Origin of the sequence: Paenibacillus sp. 19GGS1-52 (assembly GCF_022369515.1) — a bacterium.
Taxonomy (GTDB): Bacteria; Bacillota; Bacilli; order Paenibacillales; family Paenibacillaceae; genus Paenibacillus_AQ.
In genome coordinates, this window is record NZ_CP059724.1 from 1815882 (window position 1) to 1840822 (window position 24941).

Below are 24941 nucleotides of genomic sequence, written 5' to 3' on the forward strand. Positions count from 1 at the left end.
GCTTAAGTTTTGTGGCCTACGCTTTAGTTTTAGAACATACTAGTATAAAATAGTTTATACTTTGAAATTATCATATAAATCGGTTTTGTACAATAAGACATTGCTTATTACACAAAATTAACTTGTGTTCTGAATATTGATTTAATTTATATAATTCCTTTATATATAAGGGGTTATAAGGATTTTTCTATAAATAAATCAACATGTTCACATAAAAATATATTGACTGTTGACGACATTATTATTACTATTTCAGTAGTGGTATTAACTTGTTGTTAGTAAATTAGATAAATAAGTTTATCTAATTTTAGATTGTTTACTTACTAAATAGATATAACTAAGAAGGAGAGTTCAATCCATGAAGAAGATAAAAGTTTTGCAAAATGTAATGTCGGTTGGTGTAGTGGCTGTTATTCGTGCTGATAGTGCTGATGAGGCTTTCAAGATGTCCGTAGCCTGTATTGAGGGCGGCTTGAACAATATTGAAGTAACTTTTACTACGCCGGATGCGGATGTAGCCATTAAGAGACTGGTGGCAGAATACGGAGATCGGGCAGTGATTGGTGCGGGTACTGTGTTGGACCCGTTGACAGCAAGAATTGCTATTTTGGCAGGCTCTGAATTTGTAGTGAGTCCTTCCTTTGAAGAAGATACGGCCAAGATGTGTAACCTGTACGGTATTCCATACATGCCTGGTTGTCTGACACTTGGCGAAATGAAAGAAGCCCTGAAGCTCGGCGTAGATGTGCTTAAGCTGTTCCCAGGTAGCGCTTTTGGACCTGATTATATCAAAGCAGTTAAAGGACCTATGCCACATGTGAACATTATGCCTACAGGCGGCGTGGATCTGAACAACATGGGACAATGGATTGCCAACGGTTGTATCGCTGTAGGTATTGGTGGCAATCTTACGGCTCCGGCCAAGGATGGTCGTTATGATCTTGTAACTGAGCTGGCTGCGAAGTATGTAGCGAAGTTTAAAGAGATTAAGGGTGCTTAAGCACTTCTTCATCTAATGTAAGCGAAGCCCGATTTGGGCGGCACAATTATAAAAAAGGCTGTGAGACTGATTGTTGTCAGTTTGCAGCCTTTTTGATTTTCAGATAATAAACTATATAATAGAAGACGGCTGTTCCATAGACTAATCCCTATGAACAGCCATTTGGTGTATGAAGAATCCGAAAGCGATTTATCGCCTATTATCCTGCCGGGAGTGAGAAGAATGCCTGATTACAATGACGAGGCACTGTATCATGCTGACAATCAAGAAGATGCCCGATATGTAGAGATTAGTTGTGCCGCATTTGGCTGCAAGGTGACTGAAGGCCATATCTATAAATTGGAGCGAAACTTTAATAATCCGTATATCTTTGAGTACGGAGAGGCCTATATTGTTGATGATGAAACTAAGGACAATTATTCTGTGTTTCTACTCTGCAAGACAGTTTTATATAAATGAACGGATTTTATGTCTATTTTTAGATATCTAATGTCATTTATGTAATAAAGTTACCTATAAAGAGTATTTGAATGATGAAGGCATCCCCTGTATGATAAGTAAGGATTATGGAACGATCCCAAAGAGCCTGAACGGCTTAACCTTGGGTATAGCATGACGTAACTTGTAAAGTTTGGAATTCTAAAAATATTGATATAGAGTTGCAACAAATTCGCAGTCTTGCGCGTCAGTAAGATTGCATAGAGAGGGGGAACCTTCGTGGTGGAGCAGGGACTCATCAGAGCCGCTCAAGCGGGCGATCGCGACGCTCTAATCACCCTATTGCGGGAAATTGAAGGGCAGGTATATAAGACGGCCTTTTACATTTTGCATAATGAACAGGATGCACTTGATGCATCTCAGGAAGCCTTGATCCGGGTATATACCAAAATTGGTTCCTACGAGGAAAAGGCCCAGTTCAAAACGTGGGTTCAGCGTATCGTTACGAATATTTGCATTGATAAATTCAGAAGAACCAAACCTACAGTTTCTATCGATGAGCACGAAATGGTGTTCAAGGATAAACATAATGTGGAGCGGGAAGTGTTATCTGCTTATTTGGCGCAGGATATACAAGAGGCAATCGATGAATTGCCGGAGCATCACCGCACGGTGATCGTATTGCGTTATTTGCAGGATTTTTCTTACAACGAGATTGCAGACTGTCTGGACTTGCCTCTGAACACCGTGAAATCCTACCTGTTCCGGGCTAGACAACAGCTGCAGAATAAACTTCAGGAGTACCAGAAAGGTGGTGTATCGGGATGAATTGCGCGGAGGTGATGGAATGGATGCACCGCTATTTGGATCATGACTTAAGTCAAGATGAGATGATTGAGATGTTCCGTCATATCGACGATTGTCCTTCCTGCGCGGATGTCTTTGATCGTCTGACCATGCTCTCGCAGCAACTGGAGCACTTGCCGGACGTGAAAGCCCCTTTCAGTCTGGTGGACTCCATTATGCCTCAGCTTGATGAATTGGATCGCGGTAGCCGCGAACAAAGTGGTACTAGTTCTGCAGAGCAGGGCATGATTCCTTTTTCACGTAAAAGCGCTCGTGGCAAGATGACGAAGGGAAACTCAATGGCATCACGGACAGGCATTGGCGCTGTTGCAGCTGCCGTTATACTAATAATAGCTTTGTTCAATATGCCCGATAAAATGCCTGGTGCAGAGGTAGAACAACTAACCAAAAGTGCAGCGAGTTCAGCTGACAGCGGCGAAGCCACACGTAAGATGGATACTGGATCTGCCAACACAGCAGATGGAACTAATATGGATAGCACAACAGATAGCACTAAGGGAATGTTTAGTACCGAACAGAGCTCGGTACCCGCGAATGAAGATGGTATTTCCGCATCTGCCGCAGCCGGGTCGGATGCGCCAGTCGCTACACCGGAAGCAAGACTGGGAACACAACCGGCTAAGAGCGAGAAGCCTGTGTCAGAGAAGATAGTTTCCCCGACTAAGCAGACTCCAAAGAGTACCAATGCAACTCCGCAGGCCAATGATGCGACTGCTCTCAACAGCACAGAGGTTAATCCGAACAAAAGCGAGCCGAGCGCAGAAAATAAGGCTGCAGCCGATGCAGCAGCTCCGCTTCAGGAGACTATGAAGGTTCCTGCAGATCCTCAAGGAATAATGGGCATGCTGCCAAACCTAGTTTCATCTCAGCTGTCCTGGAACTCTCCAGATGGGCGATACGCAGCAGAACTCGCTGGGCAGCAGCTTGTTATTTATAGTCTTCCGCCCAACGGATCAGAAGAAGGGAAGCTGGCAGTGACTTCTTATCCACTCTCAGGGACATGGGTTTCTGGCGAATGGTCGCCGGATAGCTTGCAATTTACGTATGTAACTGAGCAAGCTGGTGCTGAGGTTACGAAAGTATATACTGTACAAGCAGAGGCGGCAACTACTTCTTCACCCGCGCCGACGGTAACACCTGACAGTACTTCGTCTCCTACATCGTCCACAAAATAATCTTGTTGGTGGAACTTTTTGCTTAGTATCGGAATATGCTGTAGTAAGAGGACAGGAATTTTCAATTACAGGATGTGCAGATCATCGGTATGACCGTCGGATGGGGAGTTTCTAGAGCTTCTCACTTCGTCGTTTATATAGATGCGCCGCTGAAACGGGGAAACTTTGGCCATGGCTGCCGGAGTTTCTCCGTTTTTGCATTTGTTTACACCGACTTTTTTGTTACAATGAGGCTCTGGATAAATGTGATAGGGATCAGAATGGATGAAATGAATGGAAAAGGAAGTGGCGTGATGGATGCCAAAACGGCGATCAAAGACATCAAGCAAGGTAAAATTTCGCCGATCTATGTTCTATATGGCAGTGAAAAATTTCGGATGAATGAATTTGCGGCATTGCTGGAGGGACAGTTAATCGCGAAAGAGGATCGTGATTTTGCGGTGATCCCTTTCGATCTTTCGGAAACACCGGTTCAATCTATAGTGGAGGAAGCGGAGACTGTTCCCTTCATGGTGGAGCGTAAGCTGCTGCTGGTGCGGGATGCCTCGCTGTTCACGGCGGGTAAAGAAAATGCTAAACTTGAGCATCGTATTGATATATTAAGTGAATATTTGCAGCACCCTACCGATTTCAGTGTGATCGTGTTTATGGTGAATAATGACAAGCTGGATGAGCGCAAAAAGATTGTCAAAGCTGTCAAAGCCACCGGAACGGTGCTGGCCTTTAACCCTTTAGGTGCTGAGGAGCTGCTGCGCTGGGTAGAGAAGGGAATTCGTGATCGCGGCTGCACAACGGCACCTGGTACAGCTGAAGCCCTGATAGCAAGTGCAGGGACGGGCCTGCAAGGCTTATCTGCTGAGATGGACAAGCTGTGTCTGTTCGCTGGAACAGGGGGGACAGTCAATACAGCAGCCGTAGAAAGTCTTGTGCACCGTGGGACAGAAGAGAATATCTTCACACTGGTGGAAGATATCGCTAATCTGCGCCTCGACAAGGCGCTCAATACATTGAATGAGCTGCTTAAGCAACGCGAGGAGCCGATTAAGATTGCAGCGTTGGTTGCTCGGCAATTCCGGATTATTTTGCAGGTCAAGGATTTATCCGGACACAGTTATTCGCAGGGGCAGATTGCCTCACAGCTGGGACTGCATCCTTATGCTGTCAAGCTGGCTGGTGAACAGGCCCATAAGTTTACGAGTGAGCGGCTGCGGCAAATATTGAATGCCCTGGCCGATCTTGATTATCAGATGAAGACTGGGGCGATAGATAAGGTTCTGGGGCTGGAGCTTTTTATGCTGCGCTTGGGTGCCTAACTTATTAATTTATGAAGTTTTATTTCAATAGACCCTAATCGACAAGCCTGCTCGGCGCTGTTTAAGCAACGCCGAGCAGGCTTGTCGTGCAATAATAGTTCTTTTTTTGTATGGCTAATACGGATTAACTCACATTCGTAGGTTTCCTAGGTTAAGTAGGTCCTCCCGCCCTTGATTGATAGTCTTACACCGTAATGGTTTGCTGGAGCACCTTAAAAATTTCTATGACTTGGGAGAGTGGTTTATGTTAACAGCAAAATATGCCGTTATATCGTTTGATTTATGTACTATTCGGAAAATAGCAGCATATAATGCCGTTATTTTCTTCTGAATTCAGGAAATTAGCTTCTGAGAGTCGAATTAGAGGCAGTAATTCATGTTAATTGGTCTCCAAGAGATATGTGGCTTCAATTAACAGCAGTAATTCATGTTAAATGATCTGTCGCATGGTTATGAGCTCAGGAAAATAAACACAAAAAAACCTAACCGTATGAAGCATAGCGGTCAGGTTCTTCAATGCTCATTATGAAAGTCGTCTTACGCTTGAGCCGTAAGAGCGTTCAATTTCTTCGCCAAGCGGGATTTCTTGCGGGCAGCCGCATTTTTATGAACTAGACCTTTAGAAGCAGCCTTGTCCAGCTTTTTGGAAGCAGCTTGGAAAGCAGTTTGAGCTGTTACAACTTCCGTACCTGCTAGTGCGATATCAGCAGTTTTCACAACTGTACGAAGCGCAGATTTCTGAGAAACGTTCAGTGCACGGCGTTTTTCGTTCGTTTTGACGCGTTTAACCGCGGATTTAATATTTGGCATTGAATTTCACCTCCTGTAAGACATTCGGAATCATCGAAATGATTCACAACTTAAAATAGTTTAGCATGATCACTAGTAAAAAGCAATACTAAATGCTTTCAAATTAAACCTCCAGCCTCTGTATAAACAGTGGCTTTCTCTCGCACACTATCGACAGAAGTAAAAGCAAATGCTTACGAAGCAATTTTATTGCGAAGTAACTCAAGAGAAGTATAAGCTCCATAAAACTAGGTGGATGCTTACGAAGTGAGTTTTGTACGAAGCTATTCAATGGAGATTAGGCTAACAAAACTTAGGGCTTATGCTTACGAAGCAGTTTTATTGCGAAGTAACTCAAGAGAAGTATAAGCTCCATAAAACTTTTAGGAGGCTGGAAACAATGGATCTGGACCTGCAGCTGTATTCGGTACGCACGGATTTGGCGGTTGAGGCTAAGGAAATGGCCCAAGGACCGCAGAAGATGCCGATACCCGGTGTGAACGAAGAGGTGGAAGAGTCGGACGGTATTAAGGTTACCCGGCTTGGAGTAGCCAATGCAGCCGGTTCACAGGCCATTGGGCGTGCCATAGGGAATTATGTGACATTGGAAGTTCCTGGCCTGCGTAACGGAGACACGGGGCTTCAGCAAAGAGTATCTGATGTCTTTGCTCGTGAATTCGAGCAGTTCATGACAAAGATTGGTATTGGAAAGGATTCCTCCATACTTATTGTGGGTCTCGGTAATTGGAATGTTACTCCCGACTCACTCGGTCCCTTAGTTGTAGAGAACTCGCTCATTACGCGGCAGTTCTATGAGCTGGTTCCAGATCAGGTCTCTCCCGGGTACCGTAATGTGAGCGCGATTGCCCCCGGTGTGCTGGGATTGACGGGAATTGAGTCCAGTGAGGTTGTGCAAGGGATCGTGGACCGCACCAAGCCAGACGTTATCATTGCCATTGATGCACTGGCCTCTCGTTCCTTGGAACGCATCAATACTACGATTCAGATCGCTGATATTGGGATTCATCCGGGCTCGGGCATTGGCAACAAGCGGCGTGGACTGACTCAGGAGATTCTTGGTGTCCCCTGTATTGCTATTGGTGTCCCGACTGTATGTTATGCCTCAACGATCGTCAACAATGTGCTGGAAATGATGAAGAAACATTTTGGAGGTGAAGGAGCCGCACATACTAAAGAAATTATGGGCTTGCTAGATGATATCTCTGAACAGGAGAGGCTGGAGCTAGTAAAGGAAGTATTGGAGCCACTCGGGCATGATCTGATTGTTACGCCCAAGGAAATCGATGAATTCATTGAAGGGATTGCTAATATCGTAGCTAGCGGACTGAATGCAGCGCTGCATGATGCCGTTGATCCCGGAAATGTTGGTGCTTATACCCACTGATTGCTGTATACAACGGAGCCCATACTAGCCTGCTGAAGGAGGGCACGCTGGTACGGGCTTTTGCTTGTTAAAATATAAGAAGTTATAACCCGATAACTTATCCTTGTATTTCTCGAAGAAACGGGTACCGTCCATAACAGGACGGTACCCGTTTCTTCTTGAGGATTTGTCAGACTATTAACTAGAGATAAGTGCAAGTCTATCCTCTTATTTACGGTTCTAGTATTACTCTTGTGCTCATAGATTTGGAGTATAAGAGATTACAGAGGGCTGGAGGAGGACATCACAAACATGAACAAAAAATGGTTTCAGCTATGGAACATCGGCCGTTTACGGGGGAGATTGCTGGATGTTTTATCGCTGGGGAGAACGATGCTGCTGCTGGCTGGGGGGTCACTTGTGTTCTTCATGTTGCTTGGAGCCGGAGGATTGGCCGGGCAGCAACTCAACTCTTCACCCATTCCTTCAATGAAAGGACTTGCTGCCTCATTATCAAGCGGGTTTTTCATGGAATTGCTGGGGATGGAGGTTCCGCATTTGCCATCAGGCAAGGAGCCAACGACTTTTTCGAGTGAAAAGGTAACCTCCTTTGTGTTCCAATTGCTGACTAGCGTGAATCTGCATGATCCCAAAAGTCTGCTCTCCCGAGAAGTGCCGGGATTGGCGGGGGATGATCCATTTTTGCTGCGGAGTGGTTCGGGTGGCACAACAGGTGCACCTGCTGATTATCATCCGGAAACAGATGACCTGGCAGCGGGAGAGGGGGGGGCAGATGTGAATGACCCTACATCTATTGCGGATAATTCGGACAAGCCAGAGGATGCCACTCCGCAGCCGCAAAAGACTGCAACACCAGAGGCAACGGGCGGTACTGCCGGAACTGGTAAAGGTGACTCTAGTAACAATGAGCAAGCTGCGCAGGATACTTCACTAAAACGCATCCTTATCTATCATTCTCATCCTCGGGAGGCTTACAATCCTTTGCTAGGGGTAGCAAGCAACAATCCGAACTCGGCGGCACCTTCTAAAAATGTCATGCTGGTAGGAACCTATATCACCAACAGATTGGAACAACGGGGGATTGGAACTATCCACTCACAGGAGGATTATGCGACTAAAGTATCCGATTATAGCTGGAATTTCTCCTATAAATATTCCCGGATTACCATCAAATCTGTTCTGGCAGCGAATCAGAAAATGAACGAGATGATTGATATTCACCGCGATTCACAGCGGCATGATAAAACAACGGCTATGGTTAACGGAAAAAGCTATGCACAGGTGTATTTTATCCTTGGTCATGCGAATAAAGATTGGAAGAAGAATGAAGAGTTTGCGAATAAGATTCATCAACTGCTGGAGAAAAGGTATCCTGGCGTGTCACGTGGCATTTGGGGCAAAGCGGCGGGCAAAGGTAATAACGGGGAGTACAATCAGACCTTATCTCCGAATAGCGTGTTAATTGAAGTGGGTGGAATCGACAATACAGCAGAGGAACTGAAGCGCACCGCAGATATATTGGCAGATGCCATAGCTGATGTGTACTGGAGCAGCCATGATGCGGAGAAAGCTAATGCAGCTGGCACAACAGGTTCCACGAAGCCAGTAGACAGTAAATAGGTCGGCAAAGCCGCAAAGGCTTCACAAACAACGCACCACATATAACGTATAACGTCTGAAAAGGGGTGGAGAAATGACGCGTTTTGGGAAAAAACTGACGATGGTCGGGATATGGGCTGGAATTGGTCTGCTGATTGGCATGCAGTTTGGCGGCAGCAGCGGGATGAAGATGTCTCAGGTATTGCCGGGGTGGAACACCCTCCCAGACACGGCGGCACAGTCCAGCCAAGTGACAGGAATCAAGTCTCAGCCGGTAGCGAGCACTGTGACTCAGGGTGGGAAGACTTATGTATACGTACCCGTAACCATTGATCCAGCTACAGGCGCCTATACCGCCCTCCCTGTGCAGACACAGAACGACGGTACTACGCCAGCATCTAGTGAATTGCCTCAACAGGAAACGAATGATTACAGCACACAGTCTCCGGAGCAAATTCTTATTCCAGTGGAACAAAAGCCCGCGGTGGATGTTCTGGCAGATAAGACCGCAGGACTGCTGCAACGGGCTTCCCAGAAAAGTATCCGCTGGATAGTTTCCCTGTTCGCCTCCACTGATGAATGATTCGGCAGAAGAATTTAGAAGAAACGGTTATTACACGTTATCGTGTTATAGCTGTTTCTTTTTTTTGAAGCCAGTGCGGGATTGATGGGGGAAGCTTGTACTGTTATAATAAGTGGATTAACATCAGGCTGTCTGTGGGGGTAAGGAATGACTGACGTACAGAAAAGACAACAACAAATCCGCAATTTCTCGATTATTGCACATATAGACCATGGTAAATCGACACTGGCTGACCGCATTTTGGAATACACGGGTGCACTCAGCTCGCGTGAGATGCAGGAACAGGTACTCGACCAGATGGATCTGGAGCGCGAACGCGGTATAACGATAAAACTGCAGGCCGTACGCCTCACCTATCGCGCTGACGATGGTGTGGATTATTTTCTCAATCTGATTGATACACCAGGGCATGTCGATTTCACTTATGAAGTCTCCCGCTCGCTAGCCGCTTGCGAAGGTGCTCTGCTGGTCGTAGATGCGGCGCAAGGTATCGAAGCACAGACGCTCGCTAACGTGTATCTTGCGCTGGATAACAACCTGGAGATTCTCCCGGTTATCAACAAGATCGATTTGCCCAACGCTGACCCAGAACGGGTTAAGCAGGAAATCGAAGACGTTATTGGACTGGATACCAGTGAAGCAGTTATGGCCTCAGGTAAATCAGGTATTGGAATAAAAGAAATACTGGAACAGGTAGTAAAGCAGGTGCCTGCTCCAACGGGTGATTCCACACAACCGCTGAAGGCGCTGATCTTTGACTCCCATTATGATCCTTATAAAGGTGTTATCGTCTATGTCCGCGTTGTAGACGGCAGTATCCGGGCCGGCTCCAAGATTAAGATGATGGCTACCGAAAAGACCTTTGAAGTCATCGAGGTTGGTGCATTTATGCCACGTATGACCATCGTGGATGAGCTGAATATCGGCGATGTTGGTTTCATCGTAGCCGGTATCAAGCATGTCGGTGATACCCGTGTCGGTGATACGGTAACGGATGCCAAGAATCCGACACCTGAACCGCTCCCAGGTTACCGCAAAATCAACCCAATGGTATACTGCGGTCTGTATCCAATTGAAACGTCTGATTATAACGATCTGCGCGAAGCTCTGGAGAAGCTGCAACTGAACGATGCTTCGCTCAGCTTTGAGCCAGAAAGCTCAAGTGCACTCGGCTTTGGCTTCCGCTGTGGATTCCTTGGTTTGCTGCATATGGAGATTATTCAGGAACGGATTGAGCGTGAATTTAATCTGCCGCTGATCACAACCGCACCGAGTGTTATTTACCGTATTATGCTGACAAGTGGTGAAACGTTAACCATTGACAACCCGTCACATTATCCGGAAGTCGGCACCATTGATTATATTGAAGAACCTTACGTCAAGGCTGGAATCATCGTGCCGAATGACTACGTGGGCACCGTTATGGAACTGTGCCAGAATAAACGTGGCGAGTTCGTTAACATGGAGTATCTGGATACCACCCGAGTTACGATTACCTATGAGATTCCACTGTCGGAAATCGTCTACGATTTCTTCGATCAGCTGAAGTCCGGTACAAAGGGTTATGCTTCCTATGATTATGAAGTATCCGGCTACCGCCGCTCGAACCTGGTCAAAATGGACATTTTGCTGAACAACGAGCAGGTTGATGCCTTGTCCTTCATCGTTCACCGTGACCGTGCGTATAACCGCGGACGCGTCATTTGCGAGAAGCTGCGCGGCATCATCCCGCGCCAAATGTTCGAGGTGCCGATTCAGGCTTCTGTCGGAACAAAGGTTGTTGCGCGAGAAACCGTTAAGGCTATGCGCAAAAACGTCCTGGCTAAATGCTATGGCGGTGACATTTCACGTAAGCGTAAGCTGCTTGAGAAGCAGAAGGAAGGCAAGAAGCGCATGAAGCAGGTCGGCAGTGTTGAAGTGCCGCAGGAAGCGTTCATGGCTGTGCTGGAAATCGATTAAGTTAAACGCGTAAGCGATGAAACTGCAAGGGAAGCCTGACGGCTTCCCTTTTCTGGCTTTTTAGCTAGGTAAGTTAATCTCAAATTTTAAACAGTAAAGGAGACAGCTATGACAACCCAACCTACCAGCCGTCCCCCTGAGGCCGTATATATTCATATCCCTTTTTGCACGAATAAGTGCTTTTATTGTGATTTTAATTCCTATGTCCTGAAGGATCAGCCTGTTATGGATTACCTGCGCGCCTTGGACCGGGAGATGGAGTTGACGGTTCAGAACACTCCACCTGGCGTGATCAAGACAATTTTTGTAGGTGGAGGAACACCAACGGTGCTGAAGCCCGATGAAATGGCCTACTTCCTTAAATCCATACGCACTCACTTTCCGGACTGGGATGATAATATAGAGTTCTCGATGGAAGCCAATCCCGGGACAACCGATCCCGATAAGCTGGCTGTGATGAAAGACGGCGGCGTAAATCGGGTGAGCTTCGGTGTTCAAGCCTTTCAGAATGAGCTGTTGACCGGCATTGGGCGAATACATGATGTAGATGATGTATATCGCAGCCTGGAGAATGCACGTGCGGCCGGACTCCATAACCTCTCGATTGATCTCATGTTCGGATTGCCGAACCAGACCGTGGCCATGCTGGGCGAGAGTATCCGCAAAGCGCTGGAGCTTGATCTGCCCCACTATTCGATATACAGCCTCAAGGTAGAAGAAAACACGCTTTTTCATACAATGTTTAATAAGAATAAGCTCCCCCTTCCTAATGAAGAGGATGAGTTGGAAATGTATCTGCTGCTTATGTCTTCGATGAAGGCAGCGGGCTACGATCAATACGAGATCAGTAATTTCGCTAAGCCTGGGATGGAAAGCCGTCATAATATTACGTACTGGCACAATGAGGACTATTACGGTCTGGGTGCAGGGGCGCATGGTTATGTTAAGCGTCAGCGTCATGTAAACATTAAGGGAGTCAATCCTTATATAGAAGCCACAAGTAAGGGTCTGCCACAGCTTGATTCCTATCCCATTTCGCAGCTAGAGGCGATGGAGGATTTCATGATGGTAGGTTTGCGTCTGCGGGAAGGGGTGTCCAATACGGCATTCCAAGCGCAATTCGGACAGACGCTTGAGGATGTATTCGCCAAATCATTGGATAAAATGGTGCATGCGGGCTTGCTGGAGCACATCGGGGGCATCTATCGACTGAGCAACCAAGGTGTCCTTTTTGGAAATGATGTATTTGGGGAATTTGTCGGGGCGCTGACAGAGGTTTAATTTTAAAATAACTCTTGAATTGTAATTCACTCTGTTGTATATTTATTCATATTATTAAACAGAGGGGTGATTCAGAGTGCTTGCCAAAACGGAAATGATCCGCCATTCTTCTTCTAATGGAGATGCAAAGGTGATATGTAGAAATGCCAAGGTGGAAGATGTAGAACCACTGTATCTGATGATAGAAGAATATGCTCAACGCGGTATCATGCTGCCCCGTTCTCGCAAGGCTCTGGAGCGCCAGATCGATCAGTTCGTTGTTGCTGAGATTAATGGTAAGTTTGTGGGCTGTGGTTCGCTCTTCAGACTGGGGAATGATCTCGTAGAAGTTCGTTCGATTGGCCTGAGTGACGAGGGTAGAGGCAAAGGAATAGGCACTTTGATTTTGGAGAAGCTGGTTGAAGAAGCCAGACGCCAGAAAATCCCGAAGATCATGGCCCTCACCTATGCTGTCGATTTTTTCCTGAGAAATGGATTCGCAGTGGTCGAGAAAGAGATTTTCCCCGAAAAAGTCTGGACCGACTGCATAAACTGTAAGAAGCAGAATGCCTGCGATGAAATAGCTGTACTCAAGATGCTGAACTAATTGTGGCCTACTCAAAGTCGCTTTGTATAAATAAACCACTATCTACTTAGACATTTAATTGTCTAGGAGGATCGTGGTTTTTTTGTTGTCGTTATTTATTTTTGTAATTAGTGTCGAAAAATCTTCATAAGTTTCGAAATTTATAGGTTGTAAACGCTAACCATATATAATAATATACTAATATACCACTTTTGAAAACGCTATCTAAACTTTTCATCCATCACTCTTATAAATTTGTAAAGGAGATATAAACACATGGAATTTATCGGAACTGACTTTATCTTAAACAATAAGACCGCAAAAAGACTCTATCATGAGTTTGCAGAGCCACAGCCTATTATCGACTATCATTGCCACCTGGACCCGAAAGAAATTGCTGAGAATAAACCTTTTGCGACAATTACCGATCTTTGGCTGGCGGGAGACCATTATAAATGGAGAGCAATGCGCGCCAATGGCGTTCCTGAAGAGAAGATAACAGGTAATGCAAGCCCTGATGAGAAATTTAAAGCTTGGGCCGAAACCGTTGAATCCTGCGTGGGCAACCCGTTGTATCATTGGACTCATCTAGAATTGAAGAAGTACTTCGGAATCAATGAAGTGTTGAATGGCGCTAATTGGGAGAAGGTGTGGAATCAATGCAATGAAATGCTTAAACAGCCACAATTTACACCCAGAGGATTGATTGAACAATCAAACGTAGAAGTAATCTGCACGACGGATGCTCCCTGTGATACGTTGGAATATCATGAAACTATTTCAAAAGTTGCGGATTTCTCGACCAAGGTACTGCCGACATTCCGTCCGGACGAAGCTTTGGACCCTTCAACAGAGATACTAGTGAATTTTGTCACAAAATTACGAGCATGCACTTCCCAAAAAATAGAGGATTTCAAAAGCTTCCTGCGTGCGCTTGATGAACGAGTGGACTACTTCCATCAGAGAGGCGGCCGGTTGTCAGATCATGGCTTAATGAAGATTGAGTATTCGGCATCAACTGAAGTGGAGCAAGAAGCGTTGTTCCAGAAGAAAATGAGCGGAATCGCTTTAACGTCAGAAGAAGAAGTGAAATTTACAACTGCTGTGATCTTGTCTCTTGCCAGTTCTTACAAAAAACGAGATTGGACAATGCAAGTTCATTTTGGAGCTATCCGCAGCAATAATACCGCTATGTATCGTAAGATTGGAGCCAACACAGGATATGATTCCATTTATGACCAACCTAATATCGCCGAGAACTTGAATCCGTTGTTGAACGCGATGGAGGAGAATGACGCTCTTCCCAAAATGATCCTGTACAACCTAAACCCAGGGGTAAACGATATTGTTGCCTCGGCTATCGGGAATTTCCAGAAATCCGGTTCGGTCAAATCCAGCATTCAGTTTGGCTCAGGCTGGTGGTTCAGTGATACCAAGCGGGGCATGATCCGGCAATTGACTACTTTGGCTGACCAAGGACTGTTAATGAATTTTGTGGGAATGCTGACCGACTCACGCAGTTTCATCTCCTATACAAGACATGAGTATTTCCGCCGTATTCTCTGCAATTTGGTTGGCCAATGGGTGGCAGACGGAGAAATACCGGATGATCAGGAGCTACTAAAGAAGCTGATTGAGAACATTAGTTATAACAACGCCAAATTCTTTTTCAAATTTTAAAAAATATAGCACATTACCTTGCAATCATTCATTAGGAGGAAGTTCACCATGTCGAAGAAGAACAAAATAGTAACCATCCCGGTCAGTATCGGTTACGGATTAACGGATTTGATGGGCGGGGGTGCTTTCACCATTATCGGAGCATGGCTGCTATTCTACTATACAACTTTTGTCGGAATGTCTCCGGTTAAGGCTGCATCGATAGTGGCAATCGCGCGAATCGTTGATGCCATCGTAAGTTTATTTATGGGCACCATCACCGATCATTTCTACAAAACGAAGTTAGGCAAAAAATTCGGCAGAAGAAAATTCTTTCTGCTGATCGGCTCACCCTTAATGCTGATGTACTCCTTGCTATGGGTAACGGGTATGAGTTATTGGTTCTACCTGATCTGTTACCTCTTGTTTGAAATCATTGCGGCTATGGTATTGATTCCGTGGGAAACGCTTCCTTCAGAAATGACCAAAAAATTCAATGAACGAACTAAGCTATCTACCGCCCGTATGTTCATCTCTGCGTTAGGTACGTTCCTAGCCACGTTTATCCCAGGACGATTGATCGCTTATTTCGGGGATGACAACGCTTATGCCTATTTTCTTAATGGCTTGATCTTCGCTATTCTGTTCGCTATCTGCGTATTTATTTCCTACAAAGTAACTTGGGAAAGAGACCTGACGCCAGCCATGATAGAAGAGATGGAGCAGAAGGCAGTAAAGAAAACGTTTGGCGAGCAAGTATCCGCACTGGGAAACTTATTCAAAGATTATGGCTCCACTTTCAAGATCAAGGCTTTCCGCAAGCACTTAGTTATTTATTTACTGTCTTTTACGGCAAAGGATATATTCAACACGGTATTTGTATTCTTCTGCGTGTTCGCGTTGAACATCTCATCGTCACGGGCGGCCGACTTGCTCTCTTTAAGCATCATCGGGTTGCCAGTTACCCTGCTCGCCGGGTTGGCCATTATTAAATTTGGTCCGTCGAGATTGTATGCCATCTCCTATACAACGATGTTTATCTGTATTCTAGGTTTCTATGGTGTCTATCTGTTTGATCCAGCATCCAAGATCGCCATTCTGTTTGTGCTTGCTGCAGTTTACCAAATCGGTAGATGTATTCTGGAATTCACACCTTGGAACGTATTTCCGTTCATTCCCGATGTTGATGAAATGGTCACCAAAAAAAGACGCGAAGGTTTGTTTGCAGCCGTTATGACTTTTGGTAGAAAAACGACAGTTGCCATTGCAACCTTCTGTGTAGGTCTTGTCTTGCAAGAGAGCGGCTTTGTTAAAGGAGAAACACATCAAACCGCGCTGGCTATATCAACTATTTCTAATACCTTGTTAATTGGATCAGGTACCTTGCTGCTATTGGCTCTGCTGTTCGCTTTGACCTTCAAACTGAACAAAAGAACGCATGGTATCCTGGTGACGGAAGTCGAACGTTTGAAAAACAATGGCTCCAAACAGGATGTTACTCCGGAAACTAAGGCTGTAGTCGAAAACTTGACAGGCTACCGCTATGAGGATGTCTGGCCAAGCTGATCACACATTCATAAGTTCTTATCATCTACTAAATAAGGAGTGATCTTGTATGAAAATGACGTTCCGCTGGTTCGGCAGTACTGATGATAGCGTTACGCTAGAACAAATCCGCCAGATTCCCGGAATGACGGGGATTGTCGGGGCTTTGTTTGATATACCTGTCGGAGAAGTATGGCCCATAGAGAAAATTGCCAAGTTGAAAAAAGAAGTCGAGGATGCTGGTCTGGAGCTTGCGATCATTGAAAGTGTCAACATTCATGATGACATCAAAATTGGTCTGCCGACTCGGGATAAATACATCGAGAATTACAATCAGACCATCCGAAATCTGGCTCAGTATGGGATCAAGGTCATCTGTTACAACTTCATGCCCGTGTTTGACTGGACCCGCACGAACTTGGCGAAAGAGCTGGCTGACAAATCCACCGTCCTGTCCTACGAACAGGGAATTGTCGACAAAATCGATCCTACAGCTATGTTAGAAACCTTCAAGAGTTCAGCAAATGGCTTCTCCTTGCCAGGCTGGGAGCCGGAACGGATGGCAACTCTGAAGGATCTGTTTAGCAAATATGAGGGACTCACTGAAGATACGTTATTTGATAATCTGCAGTATTTTCTGGAAGGTGTTATTCCGACTTGCATTGAGTGTGATGTGAAACTGGCCATTCATCCGGATGATCCGCCATGGCCTATCTTTGGCCTGCCGCGTATCGTTAAGAACGAAGCGGATCTGGAAAGAATTGTTGGACTGGTGGACAGCCCTTATAACGGATTGACTTTATGCTCAGGCTGTCTGGGAGCGAACCCATCCAATGATATTCCGAAGCTGATTCGACGGTTTGGAGCGATGGGCAGAATTCACTTTGCGCATGTCCGCAATATTTACATTCACGAGAATGGTGACTTTGACGAATCCTCACATCTCTCCTGTGACGGCTCACTGGATTTGTTTGAGATTATGAAGGCTTATCATGATATTGGTTTTACCGGTTATATCCGGCCCGATCACGGAAGAATGATCTGGGGAGAGAAGGCCAGACCTGGATACGGATTGTACGACCGAGCGTTAGGGGTAACCTATTTGAACGGCCTTTGGGAAGCAATCGGTAAAATGGCACAAGTTGAATAGATAGCACAACAAAACACCCCTTAGATTACATGGGATAACCCTGAAGGTTGTCCGATGTTTTTCTAAGGGGTGTTTTTTAAAAATAGTCCGGATATTTTTTTAATACTATATCTTTTTCGTCTACCATAAGATGCAAATGCTCGGATACTAAATCTTCGGCTCTTTGGGCATCCCCAAGCTTAACCACATTGAGAATTTCCTTGTGGTGCTCAATCAGCAGGTTTAAATCCAGTTCGACAAGTGAGCTTCGGATCCACCGGAATCGATTGAGGTGAGCGTTAAAGGATTGCAGCCAATTCCAGGTATTTTCTTTGCTTTCAATCTTATAGAAGGCGTAATGGAATTTCTCATCCAAGTCGAAGAATTTCTCGGGTTGATTTTTCTTGGAGTAAAATTCCTGCAGATCGATGATATCTTGAATATTGGCAATTTGCTCAGGAGTGATATGTGTGCAGCTGTTAGCAACAATGACTTTTTCAATATTTTGTCTGACAAAACGGGCTTCTTCAGCCATTTTCAAATCAATTTTGGAAACGTAGGTTCCACTTTGGGGAACAATCTGCAGCAATCCTTCTTCACTCAACCTCAGAAAGGCTTCGCGGACAGGGGTTCTGCTAATGTTGGTTTGTTGGGCGATCTCCAATTCGGAAATCTTTTGTCCAGGTATGTACTCCATGGTCAGGATTCTGTTCTTGATCACACTGTATAAAATATCGCGATTATTTGTATAGGAAGGCATATGTACTCTCCTTATATATTAATAAACAAGTTTGAGAGGGACAAAATCAGGCTAACACACATATTATTTTTAGTCAATTATGAGCCTGTAAAGTCTTATCAGATACTTAATAATAACAGGAATAGTATTGATTGTGCTGTGAAGAAGCTGACACTTAATGTCCCCGAAAAAAACTCTTCATTATAGAGACAAATCACCAAACCTGGATAAATCTCTTGAAAAACACCTAAAAAGTAACGTTAATGCCGTAATTTAAGGTCTGCGATGAAATAGCAGTTCGCAAAATGATGATCTGACTTGACAATGCCAAGGTCAGTTTGGTATTTTTGTATTAGTGGTTAGCACTCATCTGCTTCGAGTGCTAACGAATCGGAGCCACAGCCGATAGGAGGGAATAACATGTTAACAGACCGACAGAGAATGATACTGAATGCTATCGTAGATGATTATATCTCCTCGGCTGAGCCAGTAGGCTCACGCAGCATTTCTAAACGCGGGGATGTAGGCTACAGTCCTGCTACAATTCGTAACGAAATGGCTGATCTCGAGGATCTGGGATATCTCGAACAGCCGCATACCTCGGCAGGAAGAATTCCATCTCATAAAGGGTACCGTTATTATGTGGATCATCTGGTACCGTGGAATTCCGCCGAATCGGCAGAGATGGGCACGATCCGCGCTTTTTTCGCCGAGAAGCTAAACGCGATGGAGCAAGTCATCCAGCATGCGGCACTGGTGCTTTCCAATATGACGAATTATACTTCCATCCTGCTGGGACCGGAGGTTTTTCATACTTCATTGCGCCATTTTCAGCTGCTTCCACTGGATGATAGAACCGCTGTCGCAATCATCGTTACCAGCACGGGTCAAGTAGAGAACCGGACCGTAAATATTCCGCCAGAGGTTTCTGTTTCCGAGATGGAGAAAGTGGTTAACCTGCTAAATAGCAAGCTGGTGAATGTACCGCTCTATAAGCTGAAGACCCGGCTCTATTCGGAGATTGGCGAGGAGATGCAGCGTCACATTTCTCATTATGAAGAATTAATGCAAGTGCTGGACACTGCGCTGGAAAGCGATCAGGAGCAGCGTATCTACCTCAGCGGAGCAACGAATATGCTGAATCAGCCGGAATTCAAGGATGTCGACAAGGTGAAGACTATTCTTGATCTGCTGGAAGAGACACCTACACTGCTTAAGATGATGGCTCCAGAATCAGGCGGAACCGGTATTCAGGTCCGCATCGGAACAGAGAATAATCACGTGGCGTTCGCCAATTGCAGTCTTATTACTGCCACTTATTCACTGGACGGACAGGCGCTTGGAAGTATCGGCATCCTGGGCCCGACCCGGATGGAATATGCGCGGGTAATGGGTATCCTGGGCATTTTGTCCCGAGATTTGACAGCGATGCTGGCACACTGGTATAAGTGAACAGAGTCGTGATTGATTATAAGGAGGTGAAGACAACTTGAAAGAGGAACAAGTTCAAGATTCCAATGAAATTAAAGATCAGGTTATTAATGAGGAGCTCACAGCTGATGCTGCTGAAGCAGTCTTGGAGGCCGACTCATTTACCGCAGACGAAGCAAATGAAGAGGCTTCCGGCAACGGTGGAGAGACCCAGCGTCTACAGGAGCTGGCTGATGAATATCAGGGGCGCGCGCTGCGTGTGCAGGCTGATTTTGACAACTTCCGCCGTCGTACCTTGAAGGAGAAGGAAGAGTTCTCCAAGTATGCTACCTCGAAGCTGGTAACAGAATTACTTACGGTTCTGGACAACTTCGAACGTGCACTGGTCACGGCTCCGGCTAACCCTGAATTTGAGGCTTTTACAAAAGGTGTGAATATGATATTCCGTCAGTTGGATGGGGTATTGAAAGCTGAAGGGCTTACGGCTATGGAAACGGTAGGACAGCCTTTTAATCCTGAATATCATCAGGCCATCATGCAGGTCGAGAGCGAGGAACACGAGGAAGGTATCGTGACGGAAGAGGTCCAGAAGGGCTATCTCCTGAAAGATAAGATCCTTCGTCCCGCCATGGTCAAAGTCAGCATGTAGTCTGTCTATATAGGACGGGCAGTCACTGCCCGCCATGAAGCGGCAGGACCTTCGCCGGAAACATTATCCGGTCGTATAGTTGTGCGCAGGCGCTTAGACAATTAATCGTATGACAATAGATACTATTTAGGAGCTAAAGCTCCATATAATTTTGAGGAGGCACATTATAGTGAGTAAAGTTATCGGTATTGACTTAGGAACCACGAACTCTTGCGTTGCAGTTATGGAAGGCGGCGAAGCCGTTGTAATTCCAAATCCAGAAGGCGCACGCACAACCCCTTCGGTTGTAGGCTTCAAGAAAGACGGCGAACGTATCGTCGGTGAAACAGCTAAACGTCAGGCCATTACGAACCCTGATCGTACGATCAGCTCGATCAAACGCCATATTGGTACTAACCACAAAGAAACTATCGATGGTAAAGATTACTCTCCACAAGAAATTTCAGCAATGATTCTACAAAAGCTGAAATCCGATGCTGAAGCTTATCTTGGCCAAACGGTAACTCAAGCGGTTATTACAGTTCCTGCTTATTTTAACGATAGCCAGCGTCAAGCTACTAAGGATGCAGGTAAAATCGCTGGTCTGGAAGTTCTGCGTATTGTGAACGAACCAACAGCAGCGGCTTTGGCTTATGGTCTGGAGAAATCCGAAGATCAAACCATCCTCGTCTATGACCTTGGTGGCGGTACGTTCGACGTATCTATCCTTGAACTCGGCGACGGTTTCTTCGAAGTAAAAGCTACTAGCGGTGACAACCGTCTGGGCGGCGATGACTTTGACCAAATCATTGTGGATTACCTGGTATCCGAATTCAAGAAAGAGCAAGGCATTGATCTTAGCAAGGATAAATCGGCTGTGCAGCGTCTGAAAGATGCAGCTGAGAAAGCTAAGAAGGAATTGTCTGGTGTACTATCAACTACAGTTTCACTTCCGTTCATCACCGTTGTTGACGGAGTGCCGCAGCATTTGGAGCTTAACATTACCCGTGCGAAATTTGATGAATTGACTTCAGCTCTGGTTGAACGTACTTTGGGACCTACTCGCCAAGCGCTTTCGGATGCTGGCATGACTCCAGCCGATCTTACCAGAATTGTACTTGTAGGTGGTTCTACACGTATTCCGGCTGTACAGGATGCTATCAAGAAGCTTACAGGCAAAGAACCGCATAAAGGTGTAAATCCGGATGAAGTGGTAGCACTTGGTGCTGCTATTCAAGCGGGTGTATTGACTGGTGATGTTAAAGACGTAGTATTGCTCGACGTAACTCCACTGTCCCTGGGTATCGAAACTGCGGGCGGCGTATTTACGAAGATGATTGAACGCAATACAACGATTCCTACAAGCAAATCACAAGTGTATTCCACTTTTGCCGACAACCAACCAAGCGTAGAGATTCATGTACTGCAAGGTGAGCGCCAAATGGCGAACGGCAACAAGACGCTGGGACGCTTTATGCTGGGTGAAATTCCTCCAGCTCCACGCGGTGTACCACAGATTGAAGTTACCTTTGATATTGATGCCAATGGTATCGTTAATGTATCAGCGACAGATAAAGGTACGAATAAGAGTCAGAAGATCACGATCACTTCTTCAAGCGGTCTGAGCGACGCTGAAGTTGAGCAAATGATGAAGGATGCCGAGCTTCACGCTGAGGAAGACCGTCTGCGTAAGGAACTGGTAGAAGCGAAGAACAGCGCTGACCAACTCGTGTATTCAACAGACAAAGTGATCAAAGATCTTGGCGACAAAGCTGATGCTTCGGAGATCGAAAAAGCCAATGAAGCTAAAGATAAAGTCAAAGCCGCACTGGAAACCGACAATATTGAAGAGATCACAGCTGCTACTGAAGCGCTGACTGAAATCGTCCAACAGTTGTCTGTAAAGCTGTATGAGCAAGCTGCTCAAGCAGAACAAGGCGCTGAAGAAGCTGCTGAAGGCACTACTAAGAAAGACAATGTAGTAGATGCTGATTATGAGGTTGTTGACGATGAGAAGAATCAAGGGTAACCTTAAACGAATAGTATAAGCACAAACGGTTCGTCGTCCTGTTCGAGGGAAGGCGCCCGAACTAATAAGTTCTTATATTTTGCAAGAAGGGAAGGTCAAGACCGGGGCATCCCGTGTTTTGACTTTCCTTTTATAATGTTAAGAAGCATCAACTGAGTATTGATGTACGGAGGTGAAAGCAGTGGCAGATAAACGCGATTATTATGAAGTACTGGGCCTTGCAAGAGATGCTTCAGACGATGAGGTGAAGAAGGCGTACCGCAAGCTGGCGCGTCAATATCATCCGGACGTGAACAAAGCAAGCGACTCCGAAGCCAAGTTTAAAGAAGTAAAAGAAGCCTACGATATTCTGAGTGACGGTCAGCAGCGCGCCCGATATGACCAATATGGTCATACTGATCCTAACCAAGGTGGCTTTGGCGGCGGTGGTGGTGGTGGTGATTTCGGTGGCGGCTTGGGCGACATCTTCGACATGTTCTTCGGTGGCGGCGGACGTCGTGACCCGAATGCACCGCAACGCGGTGGCGATTTGCAGTATACGATGACCATTGAATTCAAGGAAGCGGTATTCGGTAAAGAAAACGACATTACGATTCCGCGCACTGAGAACTGTGACACCTGCTTCGGTTCCGGGGCTAAGCCGGGTACTAAACCGGAAACCTGTTCCGTATGTCGGGGGAGCGGTCAACAAGAATTTGTGCAGAATACACCGCTTGGGCAGATGCGCAACCGTCGTCCCTGCTCGCATTGTTCGGGAACGGGTCAGATCATCAAGGAAAAATGTACGACTTGTAACGGCAATGGTAAGGTCAAGAAGCAACGCAAGATTCATGTGCGTATTCCTGCCGGAGTTGATGATGGCGCGCAGCTGCGCATGACTGGCGAAGGGGAAGGCGGCGTGCGTGGCGGCCCTTCCGGTGACTTATATATTGTGATCCGCGTCAAACCACATGATTTCTTTGTTCGTGAGAATGATGATATCCTGTGCGAGGTACCCCTGACGTTTGCACAAGCTGCGCTTGGCGACGAGATTGAGATTCCAACCCTTACAGAAAAGGTTAAGCTGAAGATCCCTGCGGGTACGCAGACAGGCACCTTCTTCCGCCTCAAGGGCAAAGGCGTTCCGCGTTTACGCGGCACAGGCCAAGGCGATCAGCATGTTCGAGTGATTGTTGTAACTCCAAGCAAGCTTAGTGATGAGCAGAAAGAATTGCTCAGTCAGTTCGCATCTTACAATGGTGAGAGCACACATGGTAAGGAGCAATCCTTCTTTGATCGTGTGAAACGTGCGTTTCGCGGGGATTGATCTATTTTCCATTTCCCGACCATTCCATAAAATAAATTAGAAGCTGTCCCTAGCCATTAATAATGGCTAGGGACAGCTTCTTTTTTTATATTGGCCAAGCATAAAACATCTTTAATTATGACAATATAATCAGGTAACTATATAAGCTGAGCTGGAGAAGTCTGAATTTAAGCGAGAGCAGGGATATGATGTCAGAGAGATATATACTGGCCTATTTCAAGAGCCCGGAGGAAGCGGAAGGCGTCTCACGAAAGCTACAGGCATTGCGGGTAATTGAACATTCTATTGACCGCTTCAGCAGATATGGAGAGACCGGCTTGAGATCAGGAGTAAACCCGGTGACTGGCAATATAGCCAGTATGGCTTCCATGACTGCTGAGAGAGCACACACAGGCATCCTTGCTGCTGCAGATACAAGTGCTAGTGGAATGAGCCATGGAGGCGATGGAGGGCCAACTGGGAGGAATATTTTGCTTACCGTTGTATTGAACTCGGAATCCTATGATCAGGTGTTAGGTTTAATTGAAGAGGCTGGTGGATTGATCTGAAGGACTGCCTTTATAAATTGGATGAAAAGGAGCTTGAGATTACACGATGGACAGAGAGAATTCTAAAATTTACTCCAAAACTGATAAGCTGAAAATGCTCTACGAGGCTAAGAATGAAGATGTGGAATTCTCGGCAGCAGAAGCCGATCAAGAGGATGTTGAAGCACAGGCACGGTCAGTAGAGGCGGACAAACGGCAACTGCACGAGATACTGAAGAAAGAATAATAGGAATTGTTCCAAGGATGCCCCACTGATGTGGGGTGTTTTTGCGCAAATATAAGAATTTATAGGTTTCACACTATAACTTATCGTTTCTACTTGTACAGCATGTATAATTAGCATATACATACGAGGATCTATGCAAGGGGGACAATATGGACACAATTATATTATGGGGTGGATTTGCACTAGTGATTGCATTGCTAACCTTCCTGAATCAAAAGCAAATGTATTCTTCCAGAGTTAAGCGGGCCTACCGAGAGCTGCGGGAGCTATCGGAACAAGTCAGTAATGAGCAATCATCATCAGCTGATTTAAACCGCTGGGAGTCGGGTCTGGCAGAAATGGAGAAGCATCCGAACGAATATAACAAACTGGATTTTGAAATCGGGCTGCGACGTGCCTTTGTTCTATATCTGGAACGGCATTATCCGCAGGATGCCAGATTACCTCAGTTGCAGGAAGCTGCATCACATCGGAAGGATTCGGTCTGGGGAATTAAAATGGGTGACTACGGATCAAAAAAATAAAGGTGGCGCGCATCATACCGGATTCTCTAACATGGTTACTACGGAGCAACTGTTCGATTTTGCTGAAAGGGTAGGCATGGAGTGTGTGGTTATCGATAAAGATACGAATACATGGGCCATCCGCAGTGTGCGGCGCCTGAATGATATCGCTTGGAAGCTTCTATAATTTCATGAATAAATAACACTCAGAAACGGGTGCCATG

Annotated in this window: 24 protein-coding genes; 22 read left to right on the forward strand and 2 right to left on the reverse strand. The window is 45.8% G+C overall.

All coding sequences use genetic code 11. The annotated features are described in order from the left end of the window. Window positions 1-358 precede the first annotated feature (358 nt). The 5 genes from H1230_RS08440 to holA all read left to right on the forward strand — a co-directional run bounded on the left by H1230_RS08440 (window position 359) and on the right by holA (window position 4793). Complete coding sequence (locus H1230_RS08440; protein ID WP_239715058.1) at window positions 359-1000, forward strand: bifunctional 2-keto-4-hydroxyglutarate aldolase/2-keto-3-deoxy-6-phosphogluconate aldolase; 642 nt, start codon at window positions 359-361, stop codon at window positions 998-1000. 222 nt (window positions 1001-1222) lie between these two features. After that, window positions 1223-1459: a hypothetical protein gene (locus H1230_RS08445; protein ID WP_239715059.1), complete on the forward strand. Its 237-nt coding sequence runs from the start codon at window positions 1223-1225 to the stop codon at window positions 1457-1459. Window positions 1460-1717: 258 nt separating this feature from the next. Further along, window positions 1718-2266: an RNA polymerase sigma factor gene (locus tag H1230_RS08450; protein ID WP_239715060.1), complete on the forward strand. Its 549-nt coding sequence runs from the start codon at window positions 1718-1720 to the stop codon at window positions 2264-2266. Then, a complete protein-coding gene (locus H1230_RS08455; protein WP_239715061.1) occupies window positions 2263-3480 on the forward strand; it encodes an anti-sigma factor family protein in 1218 nt (405 codons plus the stop codon). The genes H1230_RS08450 and H1230_RS08455 overlap by 4 nt, the downstream gene beginning before the upstream one ends. A 293-nt stretch (window positions 3481-3773) precedes the next feature. Continuing rightward, window positions 3774-4793, forward strand: coding sequence for a DNA polymerase III subunit delta (gene holA, locus H1230_RS08460; RefSeq protein ID WP_239717195.1), 1020 nt, complete (start codon window positions 3774-3776; stop codon window positions 4791-4793). Between the two features lie 537 nt (window positions 4794-5330). Here the strand turns inward: holA and rpsT are convergent. Beyond that, the gene (rpsT, locus tag H1230_RS08465) at window positions 5331-5603 is read right to left on the reverse strand and encodes a 30S ribosomal protein S20 (protein ID WP_154121263.1); all 273 of its coding nucleotides are present in this window, start codon (window positions 5601-5603) and stop codon (window positions 5331-5333) included. Window positions 5604-5982: 379 nt separating this feature from the next. Here rpsT and gpr point away from each other — a divergent pair, with 379 nt between their 5' ends. From gpr to uxuA, 9 genes are all read left to right on the forward strand, one after another. Beyond that, window positions 5983-6987 carry a GPR endopeptidase gene (gene gpr / locus H1230_RS08470; RefSeq protein ID WP_239715062.1) on the forward strand — a complete coding sequence of 335 codons (1005 nt, stop codon included), beginning with the start codon at window positions 5983-5985 and terminating at the stop codon, window positions 6985-6987. Window positions 6988-7278: 291 nt separating this feature from the next. Next, window positions 7279-8607, forward strand: a complete 1329-nt coding sequence (locus tag H1230_RS08475) for a stage II sporulation protein P (protein ID WP_239715063.1) — start codon at window positions 7279-7281, stop codon at window positions 8605-8607. Window positions 8608-8680: 73 nt separating this feature from the next. Continuing rightward, window positions 8681-9169 (forward strand): hypothetical protein, encoded by a 489-nt coding sequence (locus tag H1230_RS08480; RefSeq protein WP_239715064.1) that lies wholly within the window; start codon window positions 8681-8683, stop codon window positions 9167-9169. Between the two features lie 147 nt (window positions 9170-9316). After that, the gene (lepA, locus tag H1230_RS08485) at window positions 9317-11128 is read left to right on the forward strand and encodes a translation elongation factor 4 (protein WP_239715065.1); all 1812 of its coding nucleotides are present in this window, start codon (window positions 9317-9319) and stop codon (window positions 11126-11128) included. Window positions 11129-11236: 108 nt separating this feature from the next. Beyond that, the gene (gene hemW / locus H1230_RS08490; protein ID WP_239715066.1) at window positions 11237-12409 is read left to right on the forward strand and encodes a radical SAM family heme chaperone HemW; all 1173 of its coding nucleotides are present in this window, start codon (window positions 11237-11239) and stop codon (window positions 12407-12409) included. A gap of 94 nt (window positions 12410-12503) precedes the next feature. Continuing rightward, window positions 12504-12995 carry an N-acetyltransferase gene (locus H1230_RS08495; protein WP_239717197.1) on the forward strand — a complete coding sequence of 164 codons (492 nt, stop codon included), beginning with the start codon at window positions 12504-12506 and terminating at the stop codon, window positions 12993-12995. A gap of 255 nt (window positions 12996-13250) precedes the next feature. Beyond that, window positions 13251-14654, forward strand: a complete 1404-nt coding sequence (uxaC, locus tag H1230_RS08500) for a glucuronate isomerase (protein WP_239715067.1) — start codon at window positions 13251-13253, stop codon at window positions 14652-14654. Window positions 14655-14702: 48 nt separating this feature from the next. Further along, complete coding sequence (locus H1230_RS08505) at window positions 14703-16199, forward strand: MFS transporter (RefSeq protein ID WP_239715068.1); 1497 nt, start codon at window positions 14703-14705, stop codon at window positions 16197-16199. 49 nt (window positions 16200-16248) lie between these two features. Beyond that, window positions 16249-17328 carry a mannonate dehydratase gene (gene uxuA, locus H1230_RS08510; RefSeq protein ID WP_239715069.1) on the forward strand — a complete coding sequence of 360 codons (1080 nt, stop codon included), beginning with the start codon at window positions 16249-16251 and terminating at the stop codon, window positions 17326-17328. 76 nt (window positions 17329-17404) lie between these two features. Here the strand turns inward: uxuA and H1230_RS08515 are convergent, their stop codons facing one another. After that, window positions 17405-18067: a GntR family transcriptional regulator gene (locus tag H1230_RS08515; protein ID WP_239715070.1), complete on the reverse strand. Its 663-nt coding sequence runs from the start codon at window positions 18065-18067 to the stop codon at window positions 17405-17407. A 399-nt stretch (window positions 18068-18466) separates the two neighbouring features. Here H1230_RS08515 and hrcA point away from each other — a divergent pair, with 399 nt between their 5' ends. The 8 genes from hrcA (at window position 18467) to H1230_RS08555 (ending at window position 24904) form a co-directional block, all read left to right on the forward strand. Beyond that, window positions 18467-19498, forward strand: coding sequence for a heat-inducible transcriptional repressor HrcA (gene hrcA, locus H1230_RS08520; protein WP_239715071.1), 1032 nt, complete (start codon window positions 18467-18469; stop codon window positions 19496-19498). 37 nt (window positions 19499-19535) lie between these two features. After that, window positions 19536-20126 carry a nucleotide exchange factor GrpE gene (gene grpE, locus H1230_RS08525; RefSeq protein WP_481857124.1) on the forward strand — a complete coding sequence of 197 codons (591 nt, stop codon included), beginning with the start codon at window positions 19536-19538 and terminating at the stop codon, window positions 20124-20126. Between the two features lie 169 nt (window positions 20127-20295). After that, on the forward strand, window positions 20296-22134 hold the full coding sequence (dnaK, locus tag H1230_RS08530) for a molecular chaperone DnaK (protein ID WP_239715072.1): 1839 nt from the start codon (window positions 20296-20298) through the stop codon (window positions 22132-22134). 181 nt (window positions 22135-22315) lie between these two features. Then, complete coding sequence (gene dnaJ / locus H1230_RS08535; protein ID WP_239715073.1) at window positions 22316-23440, forward strand: molecular chaperone DnaJ; 1125 nt, start codon at window positions 22316-22318, stop codon at window positions 23438-23440. A gap of 188 nt (window positions 23441-23628) precedes the next feature. After that, window positions 23629-23988, forward strand: coding sequence for a hypothetical protein (locus tag H1230_RS08540; RefSeq protein WP_239717202.1), 360 nt, complete (start codon window positions 23629-23631; stop codon window positions 23986-23988). 46 nt (window positions 23989-24034) lie between these two features. Continuing rightward, entirely contained in the window at window positions 24035-24214 is a 180-nt protein-coding gene (locus H1230_RS08545) for a YfhD family protein (RefSeq protein ID WP_239715074.1), read from the forward strand. Between the two features lie 149 nt (window positions 24215-24363). Further along, window positions 24364-24738 (forward strand): hypothetical protein, encoded by a 375-nt coding sequence (locus tag H1230_RS08550; protein ID WP_239715075.1) that lies wholly within the window; start codon window positions 24364-24366, stop codon window positions 24736-24738. Beyond that, entirely contained in the window at window positions 24716-24904 is a 189-nt protein-coding gene (locus tag H1230_RS08555) for a hypothetical protein (protein ID WP_239715076.1), read from the forward strand. The genes H1230_RS08550 and H1230_RS08555 overlap by 23 nt, the downstream gene beginning before the upstream one ends. The last annotated feature ends 37 nt before the right edge of the window (window positions 24905-24941 follow it).